The organism is Streptomyces sp. GbtcB7, from assembly GCF_019091445.1.
Classification (GTDB): domain Bacteria; phylum Actinomycetota; class Actinomycetes; order Streptomycetales; family Streptomycetaceae; genus Streptomyces; species Streptomyces mirabilis.
The window spans coordinates 57,867-76,319 of record NZ_JAGXJM010000015.1; the positions used below are offsets into that span (position 1 = coordinate 57,867).

At 70.5% G+C, this 18,453-nt stretch carries 14 protein-coding genes and 1 pseudogene; 10 read left to right on the forward strand and 5 right to left on the reverse strand.

The genetic code is table 11. From position 1 onward, the window contains the following. The first annotated feature begins 117 nt into the window (after nucleotides 1-117). The gene (locus tag KVT44_RS24465) at nucleotides 118-1,005 is read left to right on the forward strand and encodes an SDR family oxidoreductase (RefSeq protein WP_217568543.1); all 888 of its coding nucleotides are present in this window, start codon (nucleotides 118-120) and stop codon (nucleotides 1,003-1,005) included. Nucleotides 1,006-1,067: 62 nt separating this feature from the next. Further along, nucleotides 1,068-2,000 (forward strand): annotated as a pseudogene (locus KVT44_RS24470) (SDR family NAD(P)-dependent oxidoreductase). On the opposite strand, the gene KVT44_RS24475 reads toward KVT44_RS24470, so the two are convergent. Next, nucleotides 1,989-2,900 carry a helix-turn-helix transcriptional regulator gene (locus KVT44_RS24475; RefSeq protein ID WP_190170459.1) on the reverse strand — a complete coding sequence of 304 codons (912 nt, stop codon included), beginning with the start codon at nucleotides 2,898-2,900 and terminating at the stop codon, nucleotides 1,989-1,991. The pseudogene KVT44_RS24470 and the gene KVT44_RS24475 overlap by 12 nt on opposite strands. Nucleotides 2,901-3,067: 167 nt before the next feature. Between KVT44_RS24475 and KVT44_RS24480 the strand changes: the two genes are divergently transcribed. From KVT44_RS24480 to KVT44_RS24495, 4 genes are all read left to right on the forward strand, one after another. Further along, nucleotides 3,068-4,468, forward strand: coding sequence for an MFS transporter (locus KVT44_RS24480; RefSeq protein ID WP_308314084.1), 1,401 nt, complete (start codon nucleotides 3,068-3,070; stop codon nucleotides 4,466-4,468). Between the two features lie 92 nt (nucleotides 4,469-4,560). Continuing rightward, nucleotides 4,561-5,595 (forward strand): alcohol dehydrogenase catalytic domain-containing protein, encoded by a 1,035-nt coding sequence (locus KVT44_RS24485; RefSeq protein WP_217568547.1) that lies wholly within the window; start codon nucleotides 4,561-4,563, stop codon nucleotides 5,593-5,595. Between the two features lie 119 nt (nucleotides 5,596-5,714). Beyond that, complete coding sequence (locus KVT44_RS24490) at nucleotides 5,715-6,563, forward strand: aldo/keto reductase (RefSeq protein ID WP_217568549.1); 849 nt, start codon at nucleotides 5,715-5,717, stop codon at nucleotides 6,561-6,563. Nucleotides 6,564-6,753: 190 nt separating this feature from the next. Further along, nucleotides 6,754-7,866, forward strand: coding sequence for a serine hydrolase (locus KVT44_RS24495; protein ID WP_217568551.1), 1,113 nt, complete (start codon nucleotides 6,754-6,756; stop codon nucleotides 7,864-7,866). Nucleotides 7,867-7,981: 115 nt separating this feature from the next. Here KVT44_RS24495 and KVT44_RS24500 read toward each other — a convergent pair whose 3' ends face one another. Next, nucleotides 7,982-8,902, reverse strand: coding sequence for an NADP-dependent oxidoreductase (locus KVT44_RS24500; protein ID WP_217568553.1), 921 nt, complete (start codon nucleotides 8,900-8,902; stop codon nucleotides 7,982-7,984). Nucleotides 8,903-9,071: 169 nt separating this feature from the next. Continuing rightward, nucleotides 9,072-9,722: a hydrolase gene (locus KVT44_RS24505; RefSeq protein WP_217568554.1), complete on the reverse strand. Its 651-nt coding sequence runs from the start codon at nucleotides 9,720-9,722 to the stop codon at nucleotides 9,072-9,074. A 393-nt stretch (nucleotides 9,723-10,115) separates the two neighbouring features. Between KVT44_RS24505 and KVT44_RS24510 the strand changes: the two genes are divergently transcribed. The 4 genes from KVT44_RS24510 to KVT44_RS58245 all read left to right on the forward strand — a co-directional run bounded on the left by KVT44_RS24510 (nucleotide 10,116) and on the right by KVT44_RS58245 (nucleotide 14,007). Then, nucleotides 10,116-11,219, forward strand: coding sequence for an LLM class flavin-dependent oxidoreductase (locus KVT44_RS24510; RefSeq protein WP_217568556.1), 1,104 nt, complete (start codon nucleotides 10,116-10,118; stop codon nucleotides 11,217-11,219). Nucleotides 11,220-11,356: 137 nt separating this feature from the next. After that, nucleotides 11,357-11,791, forward strand: coding sequence for a tetratricopeptide repeat protein (locus KVT44_RS24515; protein ID WP_308314085.1), 435 nt, complete (start codon nucleotides 11,357-11,359; stop codon nucleotides 11,789-11,791). Between the two features lie 216 nt (nucleotides 11,792-12,007). After that, complete coding sequence (locus KVT44_RS58240) at nucleotides 12,008-13,198, forward strand: serine/threonine-protein kinase (RefSeq protein WP_254649815.1); 1,191 nt, start codon at nucleotides 12,008-12,010, stop codon at nucleotides 13,196-13,198. Further along, nucleotides 13,195-14,007 (forward strand): ricin-type beta-trefoil lectin domain protein, encoded by an 813-nt coding sequence (locus KVT44_RS58245; RefSeq protein WP_308314086.1) that lies wholly within the window; start codon nucleotides 13,195-13,197, stop codon nucleotides 14,005-14,007. Before KVT44_RS58240 ends, KVT44_RS58245 begins: the two co-directional genes overlap by 4 nt. Before the next feature lie 27 nt (nucleotides 14,008-14,034). Here the strand turns inward: KVT44_RS58245 and KVT44_RS24525 are convergent, their stop codons facing one another. Together KVT44_RS24525 and KVT44_RS24530 are read right to left on the reverse strand one after the other, a co-directional pair. Beyond that, nucleotides 14,035-17,400, reverse strand: a complete 3,366-nt coding sequence (locus KVT44_RS24525; protein ID WP_254649835.1) for a hypothetical protein — start codon at nucleotides 17,398-17,400, stop codon at nucleotides 14,035-14,037. After that, nucleotides 17,390-18,427: a hypothetical protein gene (locus KVT44_RS24530; RefSeq protein WP_217568562.1), complete on the reverse strand. Its 1,038-nt coding sequence runs from the start codon at nucleotides 18,425-18,427 to the stop codon at nucleotides 17,390-17,392. Before KVT44_RS24530 ends, KVT44_RS24525 begins: the two co-directional genes overlap by 11 nt. Nucleotides 18,428-18,453: the final 26 nt, after the last annotated feature.

Genomic DNA, 18,453 nt, shown 5'->3' on the forward strand with positions numbered 1-18,453 from the left:
TTGATCACTTGCCCATGCCCATGCCCATGCCCATGCCCATGCCCATGCCGATTACGCATACTAGCTGTGCGTGAATCTCGTTGGACTCATGGACGCCGCGTTTCTAGCGTGGCATGCATGAACGCTTCGCGAATCGCCCTCGTCACGGGCGCCAACCAGGGACTCGGACGTGCGCTCGCCGAAGGGCTGGCGGCCCGTATGGACCCCGACGACCTCGTACTGCTCACCGGCCGCAGCCACCAGCGCGTCGCGGACGCCGCCCGCGAAGTGGCCCAACTGCCGGGCACACGCGGCCATGTCCAGGGCCAGGTCCTGGACGTCACCGACACCGACGACATCGCCCGACTCGCCGACGAACTCCGGGCGCGGCACGGCGGCGTCGATGTCGTGCTCTCCAACGCCGTCGCCCGACTGCTGCCCGAGGAGTCCCAGGCCGAGCGCGCCGACGAGTTCATCGACGTCTCCAACACCGCCACCCACGCGATCCTGCGCTCGTTCGGCCCCGTCCTGCGTCCGGGCGGCCGACTGATCGTCGTGGCCAGCAGCCTGGGCACCCTCGGCCACCTCGATCCGCGGCTGCACCACCTGTTCGACGGGGCGAGCCTCGACCAGGTCGAGTACGCCGTCGAGTCCTGGCGCAGCGCCATCCACAACAGGACCGCCGAGGAGGCGGGCTGGCCGCGCTGGCTGAACGTGCCCTCGAAGGTGGCCCAGGTCGCCGCCGTCCGCGCGGTCGCGGCCGAGCGCCGCGAGCACGACCTCGCCGACGGCACCCTGATCGCCTCCGTGTGCCCCGGCATGGTCGACACCGCCACCTCCCGGCCCTGGTTCAGCGACTTCAGCCAGGCCCAGTCGCCTTCCGAGGCCGCCCGTGCGGTGCTCGACCTGGTCTTCACCGAGCACGTCGATCCCGCCCTCTACGGCGAGTTGATCCGCTTCGGCAAGGCCCTGCCCTGGCACGACGGGACTCCGCCGGTGGAGCAGGACCGACTGCTCAGGCCCTGAGCGCGGAAGATCGCACGCGGATCAGCGCACAGCAACCTCAGCTCACCGCAAGGAGTTCATCCGTGAGTGCCATCACGACCCCGTTCGGTTTCTCCAGCACGGCCACCGAGGTCGCGCAGGGAATCGACCTCACCGGCCGGCGCGCCGTGGTCACCGGCGCCTCCTCCGGCCTCGGGGCGGCAACGGCCCACGCCCTCGCCGGCACCGGTGCGGAAGTGACCCTCGCCGTCCGGGACATGACGGCGGGCGAACGTGTCGCCAAGGACATCACCGGGTCGACCGGCAACCAGGAGGTGCGTGTCGCCCACCTGGACCTGACCGACCCCGCGTCCGTCACCGCCTTCACCGCCGCCTGGGAGGGCCCACTGCATGTGCTGGTGAACAACGCGGGCGTCATGGCCTGCCCCGAGAAGTACACCGAACAGGGCTGGGAGTGGCAGTTCGCCACCAACCATCTCGGCCACTTCGCTCTCACCACTGGCCTGCACGGCGCGTTGGCCGCCGACGGGGCCGCCCGTGTCGTCGTGGTCAGTTCCACCGGTCATCAGCAGTCCCCGGTGGTGTTCGACGACGTCAACTTCGCTTTCCGCCCCTACGATCCATGGCTCGCCTACGGTCAGTCCAAGACCGCGGGCGTCCTCTTCGCGGTGGAGGCGACCCGTCGCTGGGCCGGCGACAACATCATCACCAACGCGCTGATGCCGGGCGCGATCTACACCAACCTCCAGCGCCACACCGGCGGCCGCGGGAGCTGAAGGGTTCCCGCCCACCTCATCAAGACCGTCGAGCAGGGCGCCGCCACCTCGGTGCTCCTCGCCACCTCCCCCCTCCTCGAAGGCGTCGGCGGCCGCTACTTCGTCGACTGCAACGAGACCGAGGTCATCGACCGTCGCTCCGGCACACTGCGTGGAGTCGCCCGCTACGCCGTCGATCCGGACAACGCACGACGGCTGTGGGCCCTGTCGGAACAGTTGAAGTCAAGGTCAGGGCTGTGAGTGCGGTAGCTGTTCCGGCTTCATGTCCCGGTGCCTGGCGGGCTCGGGGGCGATCGCGTCCAGCAGGAGCATGGCGTCGTGGTCGGGGGTGCCGGGTTCGGCGGTGTAGACGCCGAGGCGTTGGCCCGGGGTGCCTTCGAGGTTCATGCTCTGACCGCTGAGGGTGAGGACGCCGACCTGGGGGTGGTGGAAGGTCTTCTGGATCCTCTTGCGTCCGACGACGTCGTAACGCTCCCACAGTTTGGCGAAGTCGGGGCTCTTGAGGAGGAGTTCACCCACCAGGTGGGTGAGGTCGGGCGCGTCGGGGGCGGTGCCGGCCAGGCTGCGCAGCCGGGCGACGCAGCCGCGGACCAGCTCGTCCCAGTCGGGGAAGAGGGTGCGCGCGGTGGGGTGGAGGAAGAAGTAGCGGGCCAGGTTGCGCTGTGTGACGGGCCAGTCGGCGAGGCCCGCGTACAGGGCGAGGCCTCCGGGGTTCCAGGCGAGCAGATCCATGCTGCGGCTGATGATGTAGGCCGGGCTCGGCCGGAGCGCCTCCAGGACCAGCTTCAGGTGCGGGCGCACGGTCCTGCTGGGCGGCGGAGGGGGTTCGGGGGCGTAGCGGGCGGCCCGGGCGGCGAGCTCGCGCAGGTGCTGGTGCTCGGCGTCGTCGAGGTGCAGGGCGCGGGCGAGGGCGTCGAGCACTGCGGGGCTGGGGCGGGTCTCCTTGCCGCGCTCCATGCGGACGTAGTAGTCGATGCTCATGCCGGCGAGCGTGGCCAGTTCCTCGCGGCGCAGGCCGGGGGTGCGGCGCAGGCCGGGACCCACGGTGAGGCCGACCTGGTCGGGGCGGGTCTGGGTGCGGCGCGCGCGCAGGAACTGGCCCAGCTCCGTACCGCCGCCGCTGCTCTGCGCGGATGCCATACGGTCAGTGTCACACCGCGCTGACCTGTGTGGCAGGCGTGTGGGGGGCCCTGTCATTACCCCCGAACGCCGATCCCCGGCACAGCCCGGCCTGCCACCGCCGCCGCGAAGGCGCGAGGCTCGATCTCCGTCAGCACCTCGCCCGTCCCAGTGCAGGAGATCGTCCGGTGTCCACGCCCGCCTCGCCCACCCCTCTCCACGCCACCGCTGTCGGCCTGCCACCGCACAGCAGGTCCGGTGGGCGCCCGGCGCTGGCCGCCGTACTGCTCGGCTTCTTCACGATCATGGTCGACGCGATGATCGTGAACGTCGCGCTGCCCTCGATCGGGCGCGGCTTCGACAGCGGGATGACCGGGCTGCAGTGGGTGGTCGACGGCTACACCCTCGCCTTCGCCGCGTTCCTGCTGTCCGCGGGCGCGATCAGTGACCGTGTCGGGGCCCGCCAGGCGTTCGCCGGGGGCCTGGGCCTGTTCGTCGTGGCGTCCGCGGTGTGCGGGATGGCGCCGAACCTGGGCGTTCTGGTGGCGGCGCGGCTGGTGCAGGGGGTCGGGGCGGCGATGGTCGTACCGTCCTCCCTCGCCCTGCTGCGGGAGGCCTTCCCCGACCCGGCGGCGCGGGCGCGGGCCATCGCCCTGTGGGGTGTGAGCGGCTCCGTCGGCTCGGCGGCCGGGCCCGTGGCCGGCGGTCTGCTCACCGTGATCGACTGGCGGATGATCTTCTTCGTCAATCTGCCCGTCGGCGCGGTGGCCCTCGCGCTCCTCAAGCGCGCCCAGCCCTCCCCGCGCCGGTCGGTGCCCTTCGACCGGACCGGCCAGGTCGCCGCCGTCGCCGCCCTGGGCGGGCTGACGTACGCGGCCATCGAGGCCGGTGCCGACGGGTTCGGCACCGCGCGGGTCCTGGTCGCCTTCGCCGTGGCGGTCGTGGCAGGCGTCGGCTACGTCATCGCGCAGGCCCGCGGCCGGCATCCGATGACGCCGCTGCCGTTGCTGCGCTCGCGCACGATGTCACTCTCGGTCGCCATCGGGTTCGCCCTGAACATCGGCTTCTACGGGATGATCTTCCTGCTGGGGCTGTACCTCCAGCAGGTGCACGGGCTGAGCGCGCTCGCCACCGGCGTGGCCTTCCTGCCGATGACCGTGCTCACCTCTTTCATCAGCCCGGTGGCCGCCCGCCTGTCGATGCGGTTCGGTGCGCGGATGCCGGTGATCAGCGGTCAGTTGCTGATGGTCGCGGGCCTGCTGGCCATGGTGGCCGTGCCGGCCGGAGCGCCGGTGTGGCTGTCGGTGGTGCTGATGATGCCGGTCGGCGCCGGCGGCGCGATGGCCGTGACCGCGCTGGTGGCGCTGCTGCTGGACAGCGTGCCCGCCGAGCGGGCCGGCGTCGCCGGCGGTGTGCTGAACGCCGCCCGGCAGCTCGGCGGCGCCCTGGCAGTCGCCGCCTTCGGAGCGCTGGTCGCCGACCGGGCCGGGTTCGTCGACGGGCTGCACACCAGTCTCCTGATCGCCGCGGCGACGGTGGGGGTGACTGTCCTGGCCACTCTGAGCCTGCGACCCGCTCCTCGTACGTGACCGGCCTCCGTGCGGCGCGGGCCCCCGATCGACAACACACCCCGCCTACTACACACCCCGTCCACGACACACCCAGTAAGGACAGATCCCTCATGCGAGCAACCTTCATGTACGGCGCGGGCGATGTGCGCGTGGAGAACGCGCCCGACCCGGTCATCCAGCAGCCCACCGACGCCGTCGTACGAGTCGTCCTGTCCTGCGTCTGTGGCAGTGACCTGTGGCCGTACAAGTCCATGCCCGCCGGCGAACAGGGGCGGCCCATGGGCCATGAGTTCCTCGGCGTCGTCGAGGAGACCGGCTCTGACGTGACCGGGGTCAAGCGCGGTGACATGGTGGTCGCCCCGTTCACGTACTGCGACAACACCTGCGACTACTGCCGCAAGGGCCTGCACTCCTCGTGCCGCAACGGCGGCCGCTACGGCTGGGGCGGCGTCGACGGCGGGCAGGGCGAGGCCGTCCGCGTACCCCAGGCCACCGGCACGCTGGTCAAGCTGCCCGTCGGCGAGGACTCCGAGTTGCTGCCCTCCCTGCTGTCCCTTTCCGATGTGCTGGGCACCGGCCATCACGGCGCGGTCACCGCAGGTGTCACCCGCGGTGACTCCGTTCTGGTGATCGGCGACGGAGCCGTCGGACTGTCGGCGGTGCTGGCCGCGAAGCGGCTGGGCGCCGAGCAGATCGTCCTGATGGGCCGGCACACCGCCCGCACCGACCTGGGAAGGGACTTCGGTGCCACGGACGTCGTGGCCGAACGCGGTGAGGAAGGCATCGCGCGCGTTCGTGACCTGACCGGCAGCCACGGAGCCGATCGCGTCATCGAAGCCGTCGGCACCGAGCAGGCCCTGCAGGCGGCCTTCGGCTCCGTCACCGACGGCGGCGCCATCAGCCGCCTCGGCGTACCCCAGTACGAACTGGGCCCCATCGGCCCGGCCATGATCATGCGGAACATCACCCTGACCGGTGGTGTCTCCCCGGCCCGCGCCTACATCGAGGAACTCCTGCCGGACGTCCTCGACGGCACGCTCGCCGCCGGGCGCCTCTTCGACCGCGCCGTCGGCCTCGACGAAGTCCCCGACGGCTACCGCGCCATGGCCGATCGAGAGGCCCTCAAGGTCCTCATCCGCCCCTGAACCGGACCGTGCCCGCTTCGGCGCAGGGCTGGAGACGGCCACAGCGCCGAAGCGGCCGGTCCATCGACGGCCTCAGCTGATCCCGACGACGGCCTCAGCTGTTCCCGAAAGGAAATCCCATGCAGACCGTGATCCTCAACAACGGCGTCGAAATGCCGATCCTCGGTTTCGGCGTCTTCCAGATCCCGCCGGAGCAGACCGAGCAGGCGGTCACCGACGCCCTCGCCGCCGGCTACCGACTGCTCGACACCGCCGCCGCCTACCTCAACGAGGAAGCCGTGGGCCGAGCCATCAAGAACAGCGGCATCCCGCGCGAGGAACTGTTCGTCACCACCAAGGTGTGGATCCAGGACGCCGGTGAGGAGAACACCGAGCGCGCCTTCGAGACATCGCTGGGCAAGCTCGGCCTCGACCACCTCGACCTGTACCTGATCCACCAGCCCTTCGGCGACGTCCACGGCTCCTGGCGCGCCATGGAGAACCTGCACCGCGAAGGCCGCATCAGGGCGATCGGCGTCGCCAACTTCCACCCCGACCGGCTCGTCGACCTCATCGTCAACAACGACGTCACGCCCGCGGTCAACCAGATCGAGACCCACCCGTTCTTCCAGCGCGCCACCGACCAAGAGGTCATGCGCGAGCACGGGGTCCAGATCCAGTCGTGGGGCGGGTTCGCCGAAGGCCGCAACAACCTGTTCACTCACCCGGTCCTGAGCGAGATCGCCGAGAAGCACGGCAAGTCCGTGGCACAGGTCGTGCTCCGCTGGCTGTCCCAGCGCGGCATCGTCGCGATCCCCAAGTCGGTACGCGCCGACCGTATGGCGGAGAACATCGACGTCTTCGACTTCGAGCTCACGGACGACCAGATGGCGTCGATCGCCGGCCTGGACACCGGCAGGTCTCTGTTCTTCGACCACCGTGACCCGGCCATGGTCAGCCGGCTCACCGGCCTCCGCATCCACGACTGACCCGGAGACATGAGCGGTGCGCGGCGAGGAAGTCCGGGAATCCGACGCGCAAGTCCGGTCGTGGTTGCGGCGAATCGGCGTTCTCCGGGGGAACTGAGCAACGTCATCCAGGAGCAGCACACAGCCAGGCGCGGCCTCGTAGCGGATATTCGGTTGACCGCGGTGGTGCGGTGCGGGCTAAGTTCCGCGCATGGCCGAGATTCAGGGTTCGTACGACGATCTCTTCTCCGCGGTACCCGGTGCACTCGCCGAGTTGCTCGACGCCGGAGACGTGGGCGCCTCGGTGGCGGTCTTCGTGGACGGTGAGCCGGTGGTGGACGTCTGGGGCGGATTCACCGACACGGACCGCACGGTCCCGTGGCAGCGCGACACGATCGCGGGCGTCTGGTCGGTCACCAAGACGATGACGGCGCTGTGTGCCCTCGTCCTGGCCGACCGCGGCGAGCTCGACCTGACCGCGCCGGTGGCCCGGTACTGGCCGGAGTTCGCCGCGGCGGGCAAGGACGGGGTGCTGGTGCGGCACCTGCTCGCGCACACCGCGGGCCTGCCCGACTGGGACGGGCCGACGACGGCCGAGGATCTCTACGACTGGCCGTCCGCCACGGCGCGGCTCGCCGCGCAGGCTCCGCGGTGGGAGCCGGGCACGGCGGCCGGATACCACTCGCTGACCCAGGGGTTCCTCGTCGGCGAGGTCGTGCGCCGGATCACCGGCCGCACCCTGGGCGAGTTCTTCGCCGACGAGGTGGCCGGGCCGCTGGGCGCGGACTTCCACATCGGGTTGTCCGCCGAGCACGACCACCGGGTCGCGCTCTCGATCCCGCCGCTGTCGCGCGACGAGGACTACGTCTCGAGCGCGCCCGGCAAGACCGCACCCCCTACCGCCGGAGGTGGGATACGGGTCCGTGACGGGAACAGCGTCGCCTGGCGGCGCGCGGAGATCCCCGCGGCGAGCGGATTCGGCAACGCCCGCTCGGTCGCGCTCGTGCAGTCGGTGATGGCGTGCGGCGGAACGGTGCGTGGGGTGCGGATGCTGTCGCAGGCGGGCTGTGCTCGTGCGTGGGAGGAACAGTTCCGTGGCGAGGACCGTCTCCTGGGCATGCCGATGCGCTACGGCATGGGGTACGGCCTGTTCGGCAATACGTACGGCTGGAGCGGCTGGGGCGGCGCGACGGTCATGATCGAACCCGACGCCCGCATGGCGGTGTCGTACGTGCCCAACCAGATGCGCGAGCCCGGGGACGACTACCGAGGCCTCGAGGTCGTGATGGCGGCCTACGACGGGCTCAAGGGCCTGCGCGCCTGACTTGCCGTCGGGCGCGCATCAGCATCCGGCGGGGCCGAACTGTTCGCAGGAGGGGCTCGGGTGCGTGGACGGGGCGACCGTTGGGTTCTGGGTGCCTGTGCCGAGGAGCGTTCCCCTATGCGGGAAGCAGCACGATCTTGCCGCCCAGATGCCCCGCCTGGCTGACCTGCAGCGCGTCCGCCGCCTCCGCCAAGGGGAAGGTACGCCAGATCGGAACCCGCAGCCGTCCCGTCTCCATGAGGTTCAGAATGTCCCGAAGGGCTTGGGCGCCGCTCTCTCCCGGCGCGCTCATGTGGACCTGGATGCCGGTGTCCGCGGCGTCGAACGCCACGAGGGTGAGGACGCGCGCCGGGCCGCCCGCGAGTTCGATCGAGTCCGGGATCTCACCGCGGCCGGAGGCGTCGAGGACCGCGTCGACGCCCTGGGGAGCGATGGCCCGTACGCGGTCGACCAGCCCCTCGCCATACGTGACAGGTTCCGCGCCGAGCGAGCGCAACTGTTCGTGGTTGGACTCGCTCGCGGTGCCGATCACTCGCGCGCCACGGGCCACTGCCAGCTGCACGGCGAACGTGCCCACGCCGCCGGCGGCAGCATGCACCAGAAGGGTCTCCCCCTTGGCGATCTCGAGCTTGTCGAGCACCTCCCAGGCGGTGATGCCCGGGCCTGCCAGGCTCCCCGCCACCTCCCAGGGGACGGAGGCCGGCTTGGCGACCAGCACGGCAGGGTCGGCGAGCGCGGACTGAGCATAGGACGGGGTGATGGACGCCCCCAGCACCTCGTCACCCACCTTGAAGGCGGTCACTCCTTCTCCGACCTGGTCGACCACGCCGGCCACGTCGGACCCGAGACCCGCTGGAAGATCGAGGGGCATCACCTGGCTCATATAGCCACGCAGGATCTTCCAGTCGATCGGATTGACACCCGCGGCCCGCACCGCGAGCCGTACCTGGCCGGGGCCCGGGGTGGGCGGCGGCACATCCACAACACTCAGCACGTCGGTGCTGCCGTATTCGGAGAACTGCACTGTGAGAGACATCTGCTTCGGCTCCAAGGTGTCAGGGGCGACTACTTGTGCGGGGCGGGCACGACGGCATCACTCACCGCACAGCCCCGAGTGATCGCAGTACGGCCGGTAGCCGCTTCGCCCGCCGGCGCACAGGGTCGCCCTGGTCTCGGCGCGCGGGCCTTCTGCGGTGTCCGTAATGTCAGTCGCCGGTTCCCGCGTGGCAGGCGAGAAGCTGCGCCTCCCGGCTGAAGGCGGCACCGTCGTACTCCGCCTCGGCCTGGGCCACCGCCGACAGGGATTCCTCCTCCCAGGCCCAGTCGCACTGGAGCTCACCCATCAGGGCCGACCAGGTGATCGGAACAACGCCCGCCTGAGCCATGCGCCGGACGGCCCTGTCGTGGGCCTCCTTCGACACACCGCCCGAAGCGTCGGTGACGACGTACACCTCGAAACCCTCACCCGCGGCCTGAATCGCCGACATCGCCACACAGATCTCGGTCCAGAGGCCGGCGATGATCAGCTTCCTGCGCCCGGTCGCCTGGACGGCCTCCACAACACGATCATCCCGCCAGGCGTTGATGAACGTCCTGTCGATCGGCTTCTGCTCCGGGAACACGTCCTGCACCCCCTGGACGAGATAGCCGCCGCGCTCCTCCACCACGGTCGTCAGAATGGTCGGGACACCGAATGACTTGGCGGTCTCGGCAAGACCGATGACATTGTTGACGATCAACGTCGGCTCATGGCTGTTCACGTTGGCGAAATGGAACGGCTGATGATCGATCAGTACAAGAACGCTCTCCTCAAAGGCCGACAAAGCCCGAAGTCCGGTCCTGGCTACCGTGCTCATTGGCTCCCTCTCAGAGTGCGCCGGGAATACGGTCAGCGGCAGTGGCCTGTCCGGAATGCGCGTGGTGATCGGTCGGCCACGCCCGGCTACGGTCCACCGAGGCCGGCTAGGTGATGCATCATCTACACTAACCCCGACATTTGATGTGTCAACCAGACACCGGGGCCCTTCCGCCACCGAAGAAGGCGTTCATCGTCGCCGCCCCGGCCGGCTACGCGGCGATCGAAGCCGTCGCCCCGCCATGTCGAACACGTCCGCCGACTCCCCTATCGGCGCCTCGCCCCCGGAAGAGCTCAGCACGCTCGCCCAGATCGCCGGACCGAGACGGAATACCGAGGATCGGCGCCACGTTCACCGTGCAGTTGATACATCAACCGCATGGAGATGGGTGCGATGCAGTTCGGGATCTTCACCGTCGGTGACGTGACCACCGATCCGACCACCGGCCGGACACCGACCGAGCACGAACGGATCAAGGCGATGGTGACCATCGCGCAGAAAGCCGAGGAGGTGGGCCTGGACGTCTTCGCGACCGGCGAGCACCACAACCGGCCGTTCGTGCCTTCCTCCCCCACCACCATGCTCGGCTGGATCGCCGCACGCACCCACCGCATCATCCTCTCCACGGCCACCACACTGATCACCACCAACGACCCGGTGAAGATCGCCGAGGACTACGCGATGCTCCAGCACCTCGCCGACGGACGCGTCGACCTGATGATGGGCCGCGGCAACACCGGCCCCGTCTACCCCTGGTTCGGCAAGGACATCCGCCAGGGCATCCCGCTCGCCATCGAGAACTACGCCCTCCTCCACCAGCTCTGGCGCCAGGAAACCGTCGACTGGGAAGGCAGATTCCGCACACCCCTGCAGTCCTTCACCTCCACCCCCCGCCCACTGGACGACACACCCCCCTTCGTCTGGCACGGCTCCATCCGCTCCCCCGAAATCGCCGAACAAGCCGCCTACTACGGCGACGGCTTCTTCGCCAACAACATCTTCTGGCCCAAGGAACACTTCCAAAAACTCATCAACCTCTACCGCGAGCGCTACGCCCACTACGGCCACGGCACCCCCGAACAAGCCATCGTCGGCGTCGGCGGCCACATCTACATGCACCACAACTCCCAGAACGCCCTACGCGAGTTCCGCCCCTACTTCGACCACTCCCCCCAAATGGGCGGCGGCCCCTCCCTGGAGCAGTACATGGACCAGACCCCACTGACCGTCGGCTCGCCGCAGCAGGTCATCGAAAAGACACTGACCTTCCGCGAGCACTTCGGCCACTACCAACGCCAACTGTTCAACGTGGACGGCATCGGCATACCCCTCAAAACCGTGCTGGAACAACTCGACCTCCTCGGCGAAGAAGTCATCCCCGTCCTCCGCAAGGAATTCGCCAAGAACCGACCGGCCGACGTACCCGACGCTCCGACACACACCTCACTGGTCGCCGCCCGCGACGCCGAGCGCCTGTCCGCGGGGTCGACCGGCTGAGTCCTCGACCGGGCGAGGGCCCGCTCGTGATGAACACCAGGCCGAAGTCCCGCGGGCCGTCGAGGACTTCAACAGCGGCCGTCCGGCTGCGAGAGCGCCGGACGGCCGCCGCACACGACTCCAGGAAGGGAAACGTCGTGATCGACAACCTCAACGACTACCAGCCGAACGGCGGCGTCGCGGCCGACCGCTGGGCAACCGCCCGGCACCTCTTCGACAATGGTGTCGGTGTCCCCCACGAGGAGACCACCGTCGAGCGTTGGGAGCGGGCTCAAGCGCGCTTCGAGGCCAAGGACTACGCCGGGGCCGCCAAGCTGCTCGCCGCCGTCGTCGAGGAAGCCCCCGAGCAGACCGGCCCCCGACTGCTGCTGGCCCGCGCGTACTACCACTCCGCCCAACTGCGGCGAGCCGAGGAGCAGTTGCGCGAGATCATCGACCGCGACCCGGTCGAGCACTACGCCCACCTGATGCTCGGACGCACTCTGGAACGCCAGGCACGCCACGACGAGGCCGCCCCCTGGCTCCGCATGGCCGCCGCCTTCACGGGCGAACTCCCGGCCGACACCATCTGACCGAAGTACGTCCCACCTCCTGCCCGCAACGACGCGTGTGGTTCGAAGCCGCCGGCCCGCCTTGCGTTGGGTGAAACCAACCAACGCTGGGCGGTCGCCGCCGGCCCATCCACACATGGCCTCGGCGCCGGGCGGAATCCGGCCAACTCGCCTGTCGCACAAGTGTGCTGCGCTAATCTCGCGCTCACACGCGACACGCGAGAGACCAGGAACCCCATGCCAGTGCAGCACCGCAGCCGGTCCGAAATATTGGCCTACGCGGCGGTCGGTATGGAACCGCCGCCCGTGCGCCCGCTGCGGAAGAGCGATCCGAGGCAGGCGGGCCCGTACCGGTTGGAGGCGGTGCTCGGCAGCGGTGGCATGGGCCGGGTCTATCTCGGCCGGGACACCACCGGCGGGGCAGGTCTGGCCGCGGTCAAGGTGATCCGGCCCGAATACGCGGAAGACCCGCTGTTCCGGAAGCGTTTCGAGCGGGAGGTCGGCGCGCTGGACCGCGTCAAGGGGGCGCACATCGTGCGGCTGATGGGCAGCGGCTGCGATGAGGACCTGGTCTGGGTCGCCACCGAGTACATACCGGGGCCCACTCTCTCGGACGTCGTCACCGAGCGCGGCCCGATCGACGCGGCGGCGGCCTGGCGGCTGCTGGCGGACGTGGGGCGCGCGATCGAGGCCATATGGCGTGCGGGGCTCGTTCACCGCGACCTCAAACCGTCCAATGTGATCCTCGGGGCCGACGGTGCCCGCGTCATCGACTTCGGCGTCGTCCAGGCCGGCGACGGCACCTCCCTCACCGCCACGGGCCAGAACGTGGGGACCCCCGCCTACATGTCCCCGGAACAGACCAGAGGCCTGGAGGTGACCGCCGCCTCCGACGTCTTCTCCCTGGCCTCCACCCTCACCTATGCCGTCGCGGGGCAGGCGCCGTTCGGCGAGGGCACGGGTGTCGACGTCCTGCACCGGGTGGCCTTCGAATCGCCACGGGAAGAAGTCCTCGACAAGGTGGCGGACGTCGATGCGGAACTGGCCGCGTTCATCCGCACCTGCCTGGACAAGGATCCCGAGCAACGGCCGTTACCGGAGACGGTGTTCAGGACCGCCATCGGGCATCAGTTGTCGGCGCCGACCGGCGGCCCCTCACATGCCGCAGGCAAACGTTCCTCCCAGCGTGCGCCCTTCCAGGGCGAGCGGTCCGAGGCACTTCCCGCCGCCGCGCCCTGCGCCCCGCCCGCCGAATCCCCCGCACCTGGCGCGACTGCCGCCCCTGCCGCGTCCAGGAAGCGCGGACGGTTCATAGTGGGGGCCGCGACGGCGGCCGTCCTGGTCGCCGCGGGCGTCACCGTGACGCTGCTGCGACAAGGCGACAGCCGGACGCCGGCGGCCCCCGGCCGGAGACCTCCCCGGCCGTGACCGGAAACCCGACCCCGACGCCCAGCATCTCCAAGAGCGCGCCCCCCTCCACCCCGCCGACGACGGACCGGACGGCGGGCAAGCCGTCGAGTCCGGCCGACACACGGAATCCCACGACCCTGGACCTTCGGTCCGCCGCGTGCGCCGCAGAGATCACCTCGGAAGCCCACGGCGACTGCGTCAAGGCCCTGCAACTGCTGCTCACGGGCTACGGCCTGCACGTCACGGTCGACGGGCAGTTCGGGGAGGCGACGGTCACCGCGCTCAAGGCCTTCCAGACCGAGGCTGGGATCGCCGTGAACGGGAAGGCCGGCGCGGAGACCAAGAAGCTGCTGTACGGCATGGCGCGCGGGCCGGTGCGGGTCGGTTCGCTGACCGTGACCGAGAGCGTCGACGGCGCCTCGGTCGCCAGGTGTCTCGACGCCCACACCGGGGCCACGGGCGGGGGCGGTCCGGATGTCCAGGTGTGGACGTGCAACGACACAGCTGTCCAGAAGTGGGCTCTGTATCGCGTGCCCGGTCAGAGCTCCCAGTACATCGTCGTCAATCAGGGCAACCACCGCTGCCTGGACGCCGACCTCGGCACCGTCGGCCGGAACGGCCAGAAGGTCCGCGCCGGGAACTGCAACGGACTGAGCGCCCAGCGGTGGCGCCTCGGCACCTCCGGTCCGTCCGGCGGCCGGACACTGGTCAGCGTCCCGGACGGCTTCTGCCTGGACGCGGAGGCCACCTCTTCCGGGAAGGACGGTCAGCCGGTCCAGGGCTTCGGATGCGCGGGCAGCACCAACCAGGTGTGGAGCTGGTCCTGATACACCGTCAGGAAGGATGGCCTGTGCTCACTGCTCGTCCACCGCATCGGAGGAGACCTCGCACGCGTACAGGCCCGCCGAACCTCCGAGGACGACGCGATGCTCGTACGGGTGGAAGGAACAGGAGGACAGATGGCCGTCCACCCTCAGTCGGCACACCTCGACCGCCGTCCCGGTGTCCCACAGATGCGCCGTTCCGTCCATGGTGACGGCCACGAGACTCGTTCCGTCCCGTGACACGGCCACGGACCACATCGCGGATCCGTCGCCCTCCAGGACATGGCGTGGCCGTCCCGTGGTGGGATCCCACAGGAGCACCTGGCCGTCGTAACCGGCGGTGGCCAGGTGCCGTCCGTCGTGCGACCAGCACACCGCGCTGACCGAACTCCTGCGCCCCGGCCAGAGGTCGATCCTCCCCGTGGGACGTCCTGCGGGGTCCAGGTGGATGACACGCACCTCCATCGACGAGGTGGCCGCGATCAGTCGAGAGCCGTCGGGGACGAACGACAGCGCGTTGACACTGGCCCCCAGCGGGGTGGTGTGGACTCGTTCCCAGGTCTCGGTCTCCCACAGCACCACGTCGGTGTCGGCGGCCGCGGCCCATCGTCCGTCAGGGCTCCAGGCGACCGCCGCCGCGTAGGTCAGCCTCCTCGCGAGGGTACGGATCACCTCGCGCCGTCCGGCGTCCCACAGCAGGACCCTGCCATCGTCACCGACGCTGAGCAGCCGCCCCCCGTCCGGCTCCCAGGCCACGGCCCTGAGGTCGCCGTCATGGGCCCGCACGGCGTACCGCGACCAGGCGGGAAGTTCCCCGATCTCCCCGTCGGTCACCATCAGTTGGCCTCCGGCGTTCCCCGCGGCCAGCACGCCGGTGGGTGACCAGAGCACGGTGTTCACCCGCTCGGCCAGCCCGGCGTCCGGGGCGGAGTGCCGGTCGAGGATCCAGAGCCGTACCGCCGGTTGACGGCTGCCCACGGCGATCCGGTCTTCGTTCGGTTGAGGCGCGATCGCCCGCACCTGGACGCCTCGGGCGGAGAAGGTGTCCTCGAGTTCCAGGCACGGTCCGTCCGGCTGCCGGGTGAACTTCCAGACGAAGACAGTCCCGTCGTTGTCACCCGCGAGCAGCGCGTCCCCCGACGACGTCCAGCACAGCGACTGGAACCACGCCGCCCCGGGACGCACCTGTCCGGAGATCCGGGCCACGACCGTGGCGCTTCGGCGGTCGATGACGGTCACGGTCGCCGAGTGGCCGATCACGGCCACCAGGTCGCCGTCGGGATGCCAGTCCAGTGCCTGTACCGAGGGCCCGCCCGTGTCGACCGCGGTGGGCTCGGCCTCTGTCGCCGCCCGCTCCCAAAGGTGGACCCGGCCGTCGGCGAGACCGACGGCGAGCCCTCCGCGCTCGTGCCACCGCACAGCCGTACAAGAGGTGTCGCGCGAGCCGGGGAGCGGCGGTCCCAGGCCGGCCTCGTCGTAGGGCTCGTGCCACAGCCGTACCTCTTTGCCGAGGGCCACGGTGACGGCCCGGGAGTCGGGAGTGAAGGCGACCATCACGCGCTGCTGGTCCTCTTCGGAGAGGACGAGCCGCCGTGTGATCCGGTGCTCGGAGGGATCCACCAGGACCACCTCGCCGCGGTCCGTGCCCACGGCCAGGGTCGAGACGTCGGGGCTCCAGGACAGGCTGACCACTGAGCCGTCGCCTTCGCCGGCCACGTCCACCACCGCGTCCGGTCGTTCGTCGTCGACGCGGCGGATCCTCAGCGTGCCGTCCCCGCTGCCGCTGACCAGCACCCGGCCGTCCGCCCGCCAGCACAGCGCGTGCACGGGCCCCGTGTGACCGGTCAGTACCCGCCACAGCCGGCCGTCCGGATCGTCGGGGAAGGGTTCCGTCGCGACGAGCCCGCCGCGCAGGACCTCGCGCGTGTGGTGCAGTCGTCGCCGGACCTCCTTCCATGCCAGACAACGGCTGTGCAGGGTGACGGCGAGATCGAGGCGCCGCTCGTGACCAGCCAGGAGATGAGCCTCTCCGTGGACCAGCGCGCCGAGTTCCATGGCGAAGCGGTCCATTCTCAGGACCGGGAACATCGAGTGGTAGCGCGCCGCTTCCGCCTCCAGGGCGGCCGGACCGCTGCGCCAGACCCGTTCGACGAGAAACCGGAAGTCGGTGGTGGTGCGGTGGAGGTCGGTGGAGGCGAGGGCTCCCGCGAGGTGGTAGGTGACGTTGTCCAGGAACGCGGGATCGGCGCCGGGTGCGGCCAGGGCGTGCCAGCCCGCCCCGCCGCACAGCGCGGCATGCCCCTCCAGCAAGGTCTGATGTGCCTGCCGGGCCGCTTCCGGGTCGCGGCGGCGCAGGACGTCACGGATGACGTCGTGCAGCCGTACGCCCTCTTGGTCGTTCTGGGCCAGCAGGGAGTGCTCCTCCAGGCGCACGCACTCGCGGCGCGCGGTCAGTTCGGTCACTCCCCAGAGCCTGGCGAGCCAGCGGTAGGGGATGTGCTGGTCCTCCGGGAAGCAGGCCATGGCCGCCAGCCGTCCCAGTGAACCGCGGCCGGTGCGCGGGATCCGGGCCAGTTCGTGGAGGCTGAGGTCGACCGTGGCTTCCACCGTGCGGGTGCCGGGGGCCGGATAGGCGTCGAGGGGGCCGGCCAGACCGTACCGGTCCAGCTCCTCGGCCATCTCGGCCACGACGTCCGGCAGGGCCATCCCGCTGCGGTGAACCATGCTGCGCAGTACGCCGTTCAGCAGTCTCAACGCCAGCGGCCAGTTGCCGGAGCGCTCGAACAGCGGGAGCAGCGTGGTGTTGTCCGCTCCCTCGACTCCCGCTGCCAGCAGGTTCAGGGACTGCGCGGAGGACATGCGGTCGATGCGAATCAGCGGCGCCGACGCGTCCAGCACCCCGGGTCTGCGGGTCGTCACCAACCGGACGCAGCCGCTGCCGCCCCGAAGGAAGGGTTCCACGTCCTCCCGCCGCCACACGTCATCGACCACGAGCAGGACGCGGCGGCCCTCCAGCGTCGCGCCCAGATGTTCACCGGCCGCCTCCACCGTGGCGTAGACCGGGGGTTCGGTGCCCGTGAGGAGCGTGACGAGGTCGCGCGCCCAGGCGATGATCCGCTGGCGTGGCGGGTCCTGGCCGAGCTGCGCCCACAGCACACCGTCCGTTCCCGGGCCCGGTGTGATCGTCACGGCTGCCAGCACCGCTCCGGTGTACCCCTTGCCGGACGGGGCCCACTTGGGGTGCGTGGGCCGCACGGTCACCGCCATGGTCTCGGCCCATTCGACCAGTGCCCGCGCCGAGCGCTCGTCGCCCAGGCACTCGCTGAGCTCCTCCACACCGCTCGGCGCGTCCTCCGCCGAAGTGCGTGCCCGCCCCGGGGCCGGTTCAGGAATCATCGTCACCCCGCGAAGACACCGGCAGGTCCGCCTCGGCCGGCGGACACGAGACGGTGAGCATCAGCCAGCCTCCCCCGCCCGCGAGGTACACCATGTCGCCCTGGACGGTGACGTCGTTGACGGTGAAGGGCAGCAGCAGCCGTACCGGTGCCGTGTCGTGGCTCGTTCGGTCCAGCCTGAGCAGCTCCACGCCGTCCTCGACGGCGTGGACGACGAACGGCCGGCCGTCGGCCGTCCGGCCGACCCTGGGCGGACCGACAAAGGCGTCGTGTGCACGCGACCGGTGGACCACGGCGCCCGACTGGCCGCCGGTCCCCCGGTTCCAGACCTTCGGCCCGCAGGCGTCGTCGGCGCTGTGGCCGGTGACCACGACCGGAGGCGACGCCGCCACGACGGTGGCTCCGATGACGCGTGCGTCGGGCATGTTGCTCGACCCCGGCGCCGGGGTGCTGCGCGCCGCGTCCGCCAGGTCGGTTCCCGCCGTGGCGGAGGTCGCGGCGAGTCCGTCCCACAGGAAGCCGGACACCGTCAGCTCGTCCAGGTGCCAGGTGGTCTCCTCGGTCCAGTCCTGCGTCAGCGCCCGGGCGACCGCCCCGGCCGTCAGGGCCCGGTCGGCCGGGGCGAACTCCGACATCGAACGGCAGCGGGCCAGGCTCGCGCCGGCGATGTTCTGCAGCAACAGCTCGCCCCCGCCCGGCAGTCCGATCGGGTCGCCTTCCATGGAGACCGGATGGCGGGCGGCGAAGTCGGCCGGAGACATCTCCAATGCGGCGTGGTGGCGTGCGCCTTCGCGGCGTCGGCCGTCCGCGGGGCAGACCTTGACGACGTATGTGCGCGGCCGCTGCGGTGCCGGCGGCCGCGAACGCTCCACCACCGCGGCGAGCCGCGCCCCGGTGCAACCCGCTGCCGTCCAGCGGCGTTCGGCCAGGTCGACCTCACGGTTCCGGGAGTTCGCCGCGGCGCGCAGCACCTCGGACGCCTCGGTTCCGAGCACCACCGTGAGGCGGCGCGTCGCTTCATCCCCCATCCGGCCGACTGTATTGCAAGCCGTGC

Coding starts and splice junctions, on each gene's coding strand:
- KVT44_RS24495 (WP_217568551.1), top strand. CDS start 6,754: ATGGCCGAGATTCAGGGTTCGTACGACGATCTCTTCTCCGCGGTACCC.
- KVT44_RS24525 (WP_254649835.1), bottom strand. CDS start 17,400: ATGATTCCTGAACCGGCCCCGGGGCGGGCACGCACTTCGGCGGAGGAC.
- KVT44_RS24485 (WP_217568547.1), top strand. CDS start 4,561: ATGCGAGCAACCTTCATGTACGGCGCGGGCGATGTGCGCGTGGAGAAC.
- KVT44_RS24500 (WP_217568553.1), bottom strand. CDS start 8,902: ATGTCTCTCACAGTGCAGTTCTCCGAATACGGCAGCACCGACGTGCTG.
- KVT44_RS24475 (WP_190170459.1), bottom strand. CDS start 2,900: ATGGCATCCGCGCAGAGCAGCGGCGGCGGTACGGAGCTGGGCCAGTTC.
- KVT44_RS24510 (WP_217568556.1), top strand. CDS start 10,116: ATGCAGTTCGGGATCTTCACCGTCGGTGACGTGACCACCGATCCGACC.
- KVT44_RS24530 (WP_217568562.1), bottom strand. CDS start 18,427: ATGGGGGATGAAGCGACGCGCCGCCTCACGGTGGTGCTCGGAACCGAG.
- KVT44_RS58240 (WP_254649815.1), top strand. CDS start 12,008: ATGCCAGTGCAGCACCGCAGCCGGTCCGAAATATTGGCCTACGCGGCG.
- KVT44_RS24465 (WP_217568543.1), top strand. CDS start 118: ATGAACGCTTCGCGAATCGCCCTCGTCACGGGCGCCAACCAGGGACTC.
- KVT44_RS24505 (WP_217568554.1), bottom strand. CDS start 9,722: ATGAGCACGGTAGCCAGGACCGGACTTCGGGCTTTGTCGGCCTTTGAG.
- KVT44_RS24490 (WP_217568549.1), top strand. CDS start 5,715: ATGCAGACCGTGATCCTCAACAACGGCGTCGAAATGCCGATCCTCGGT.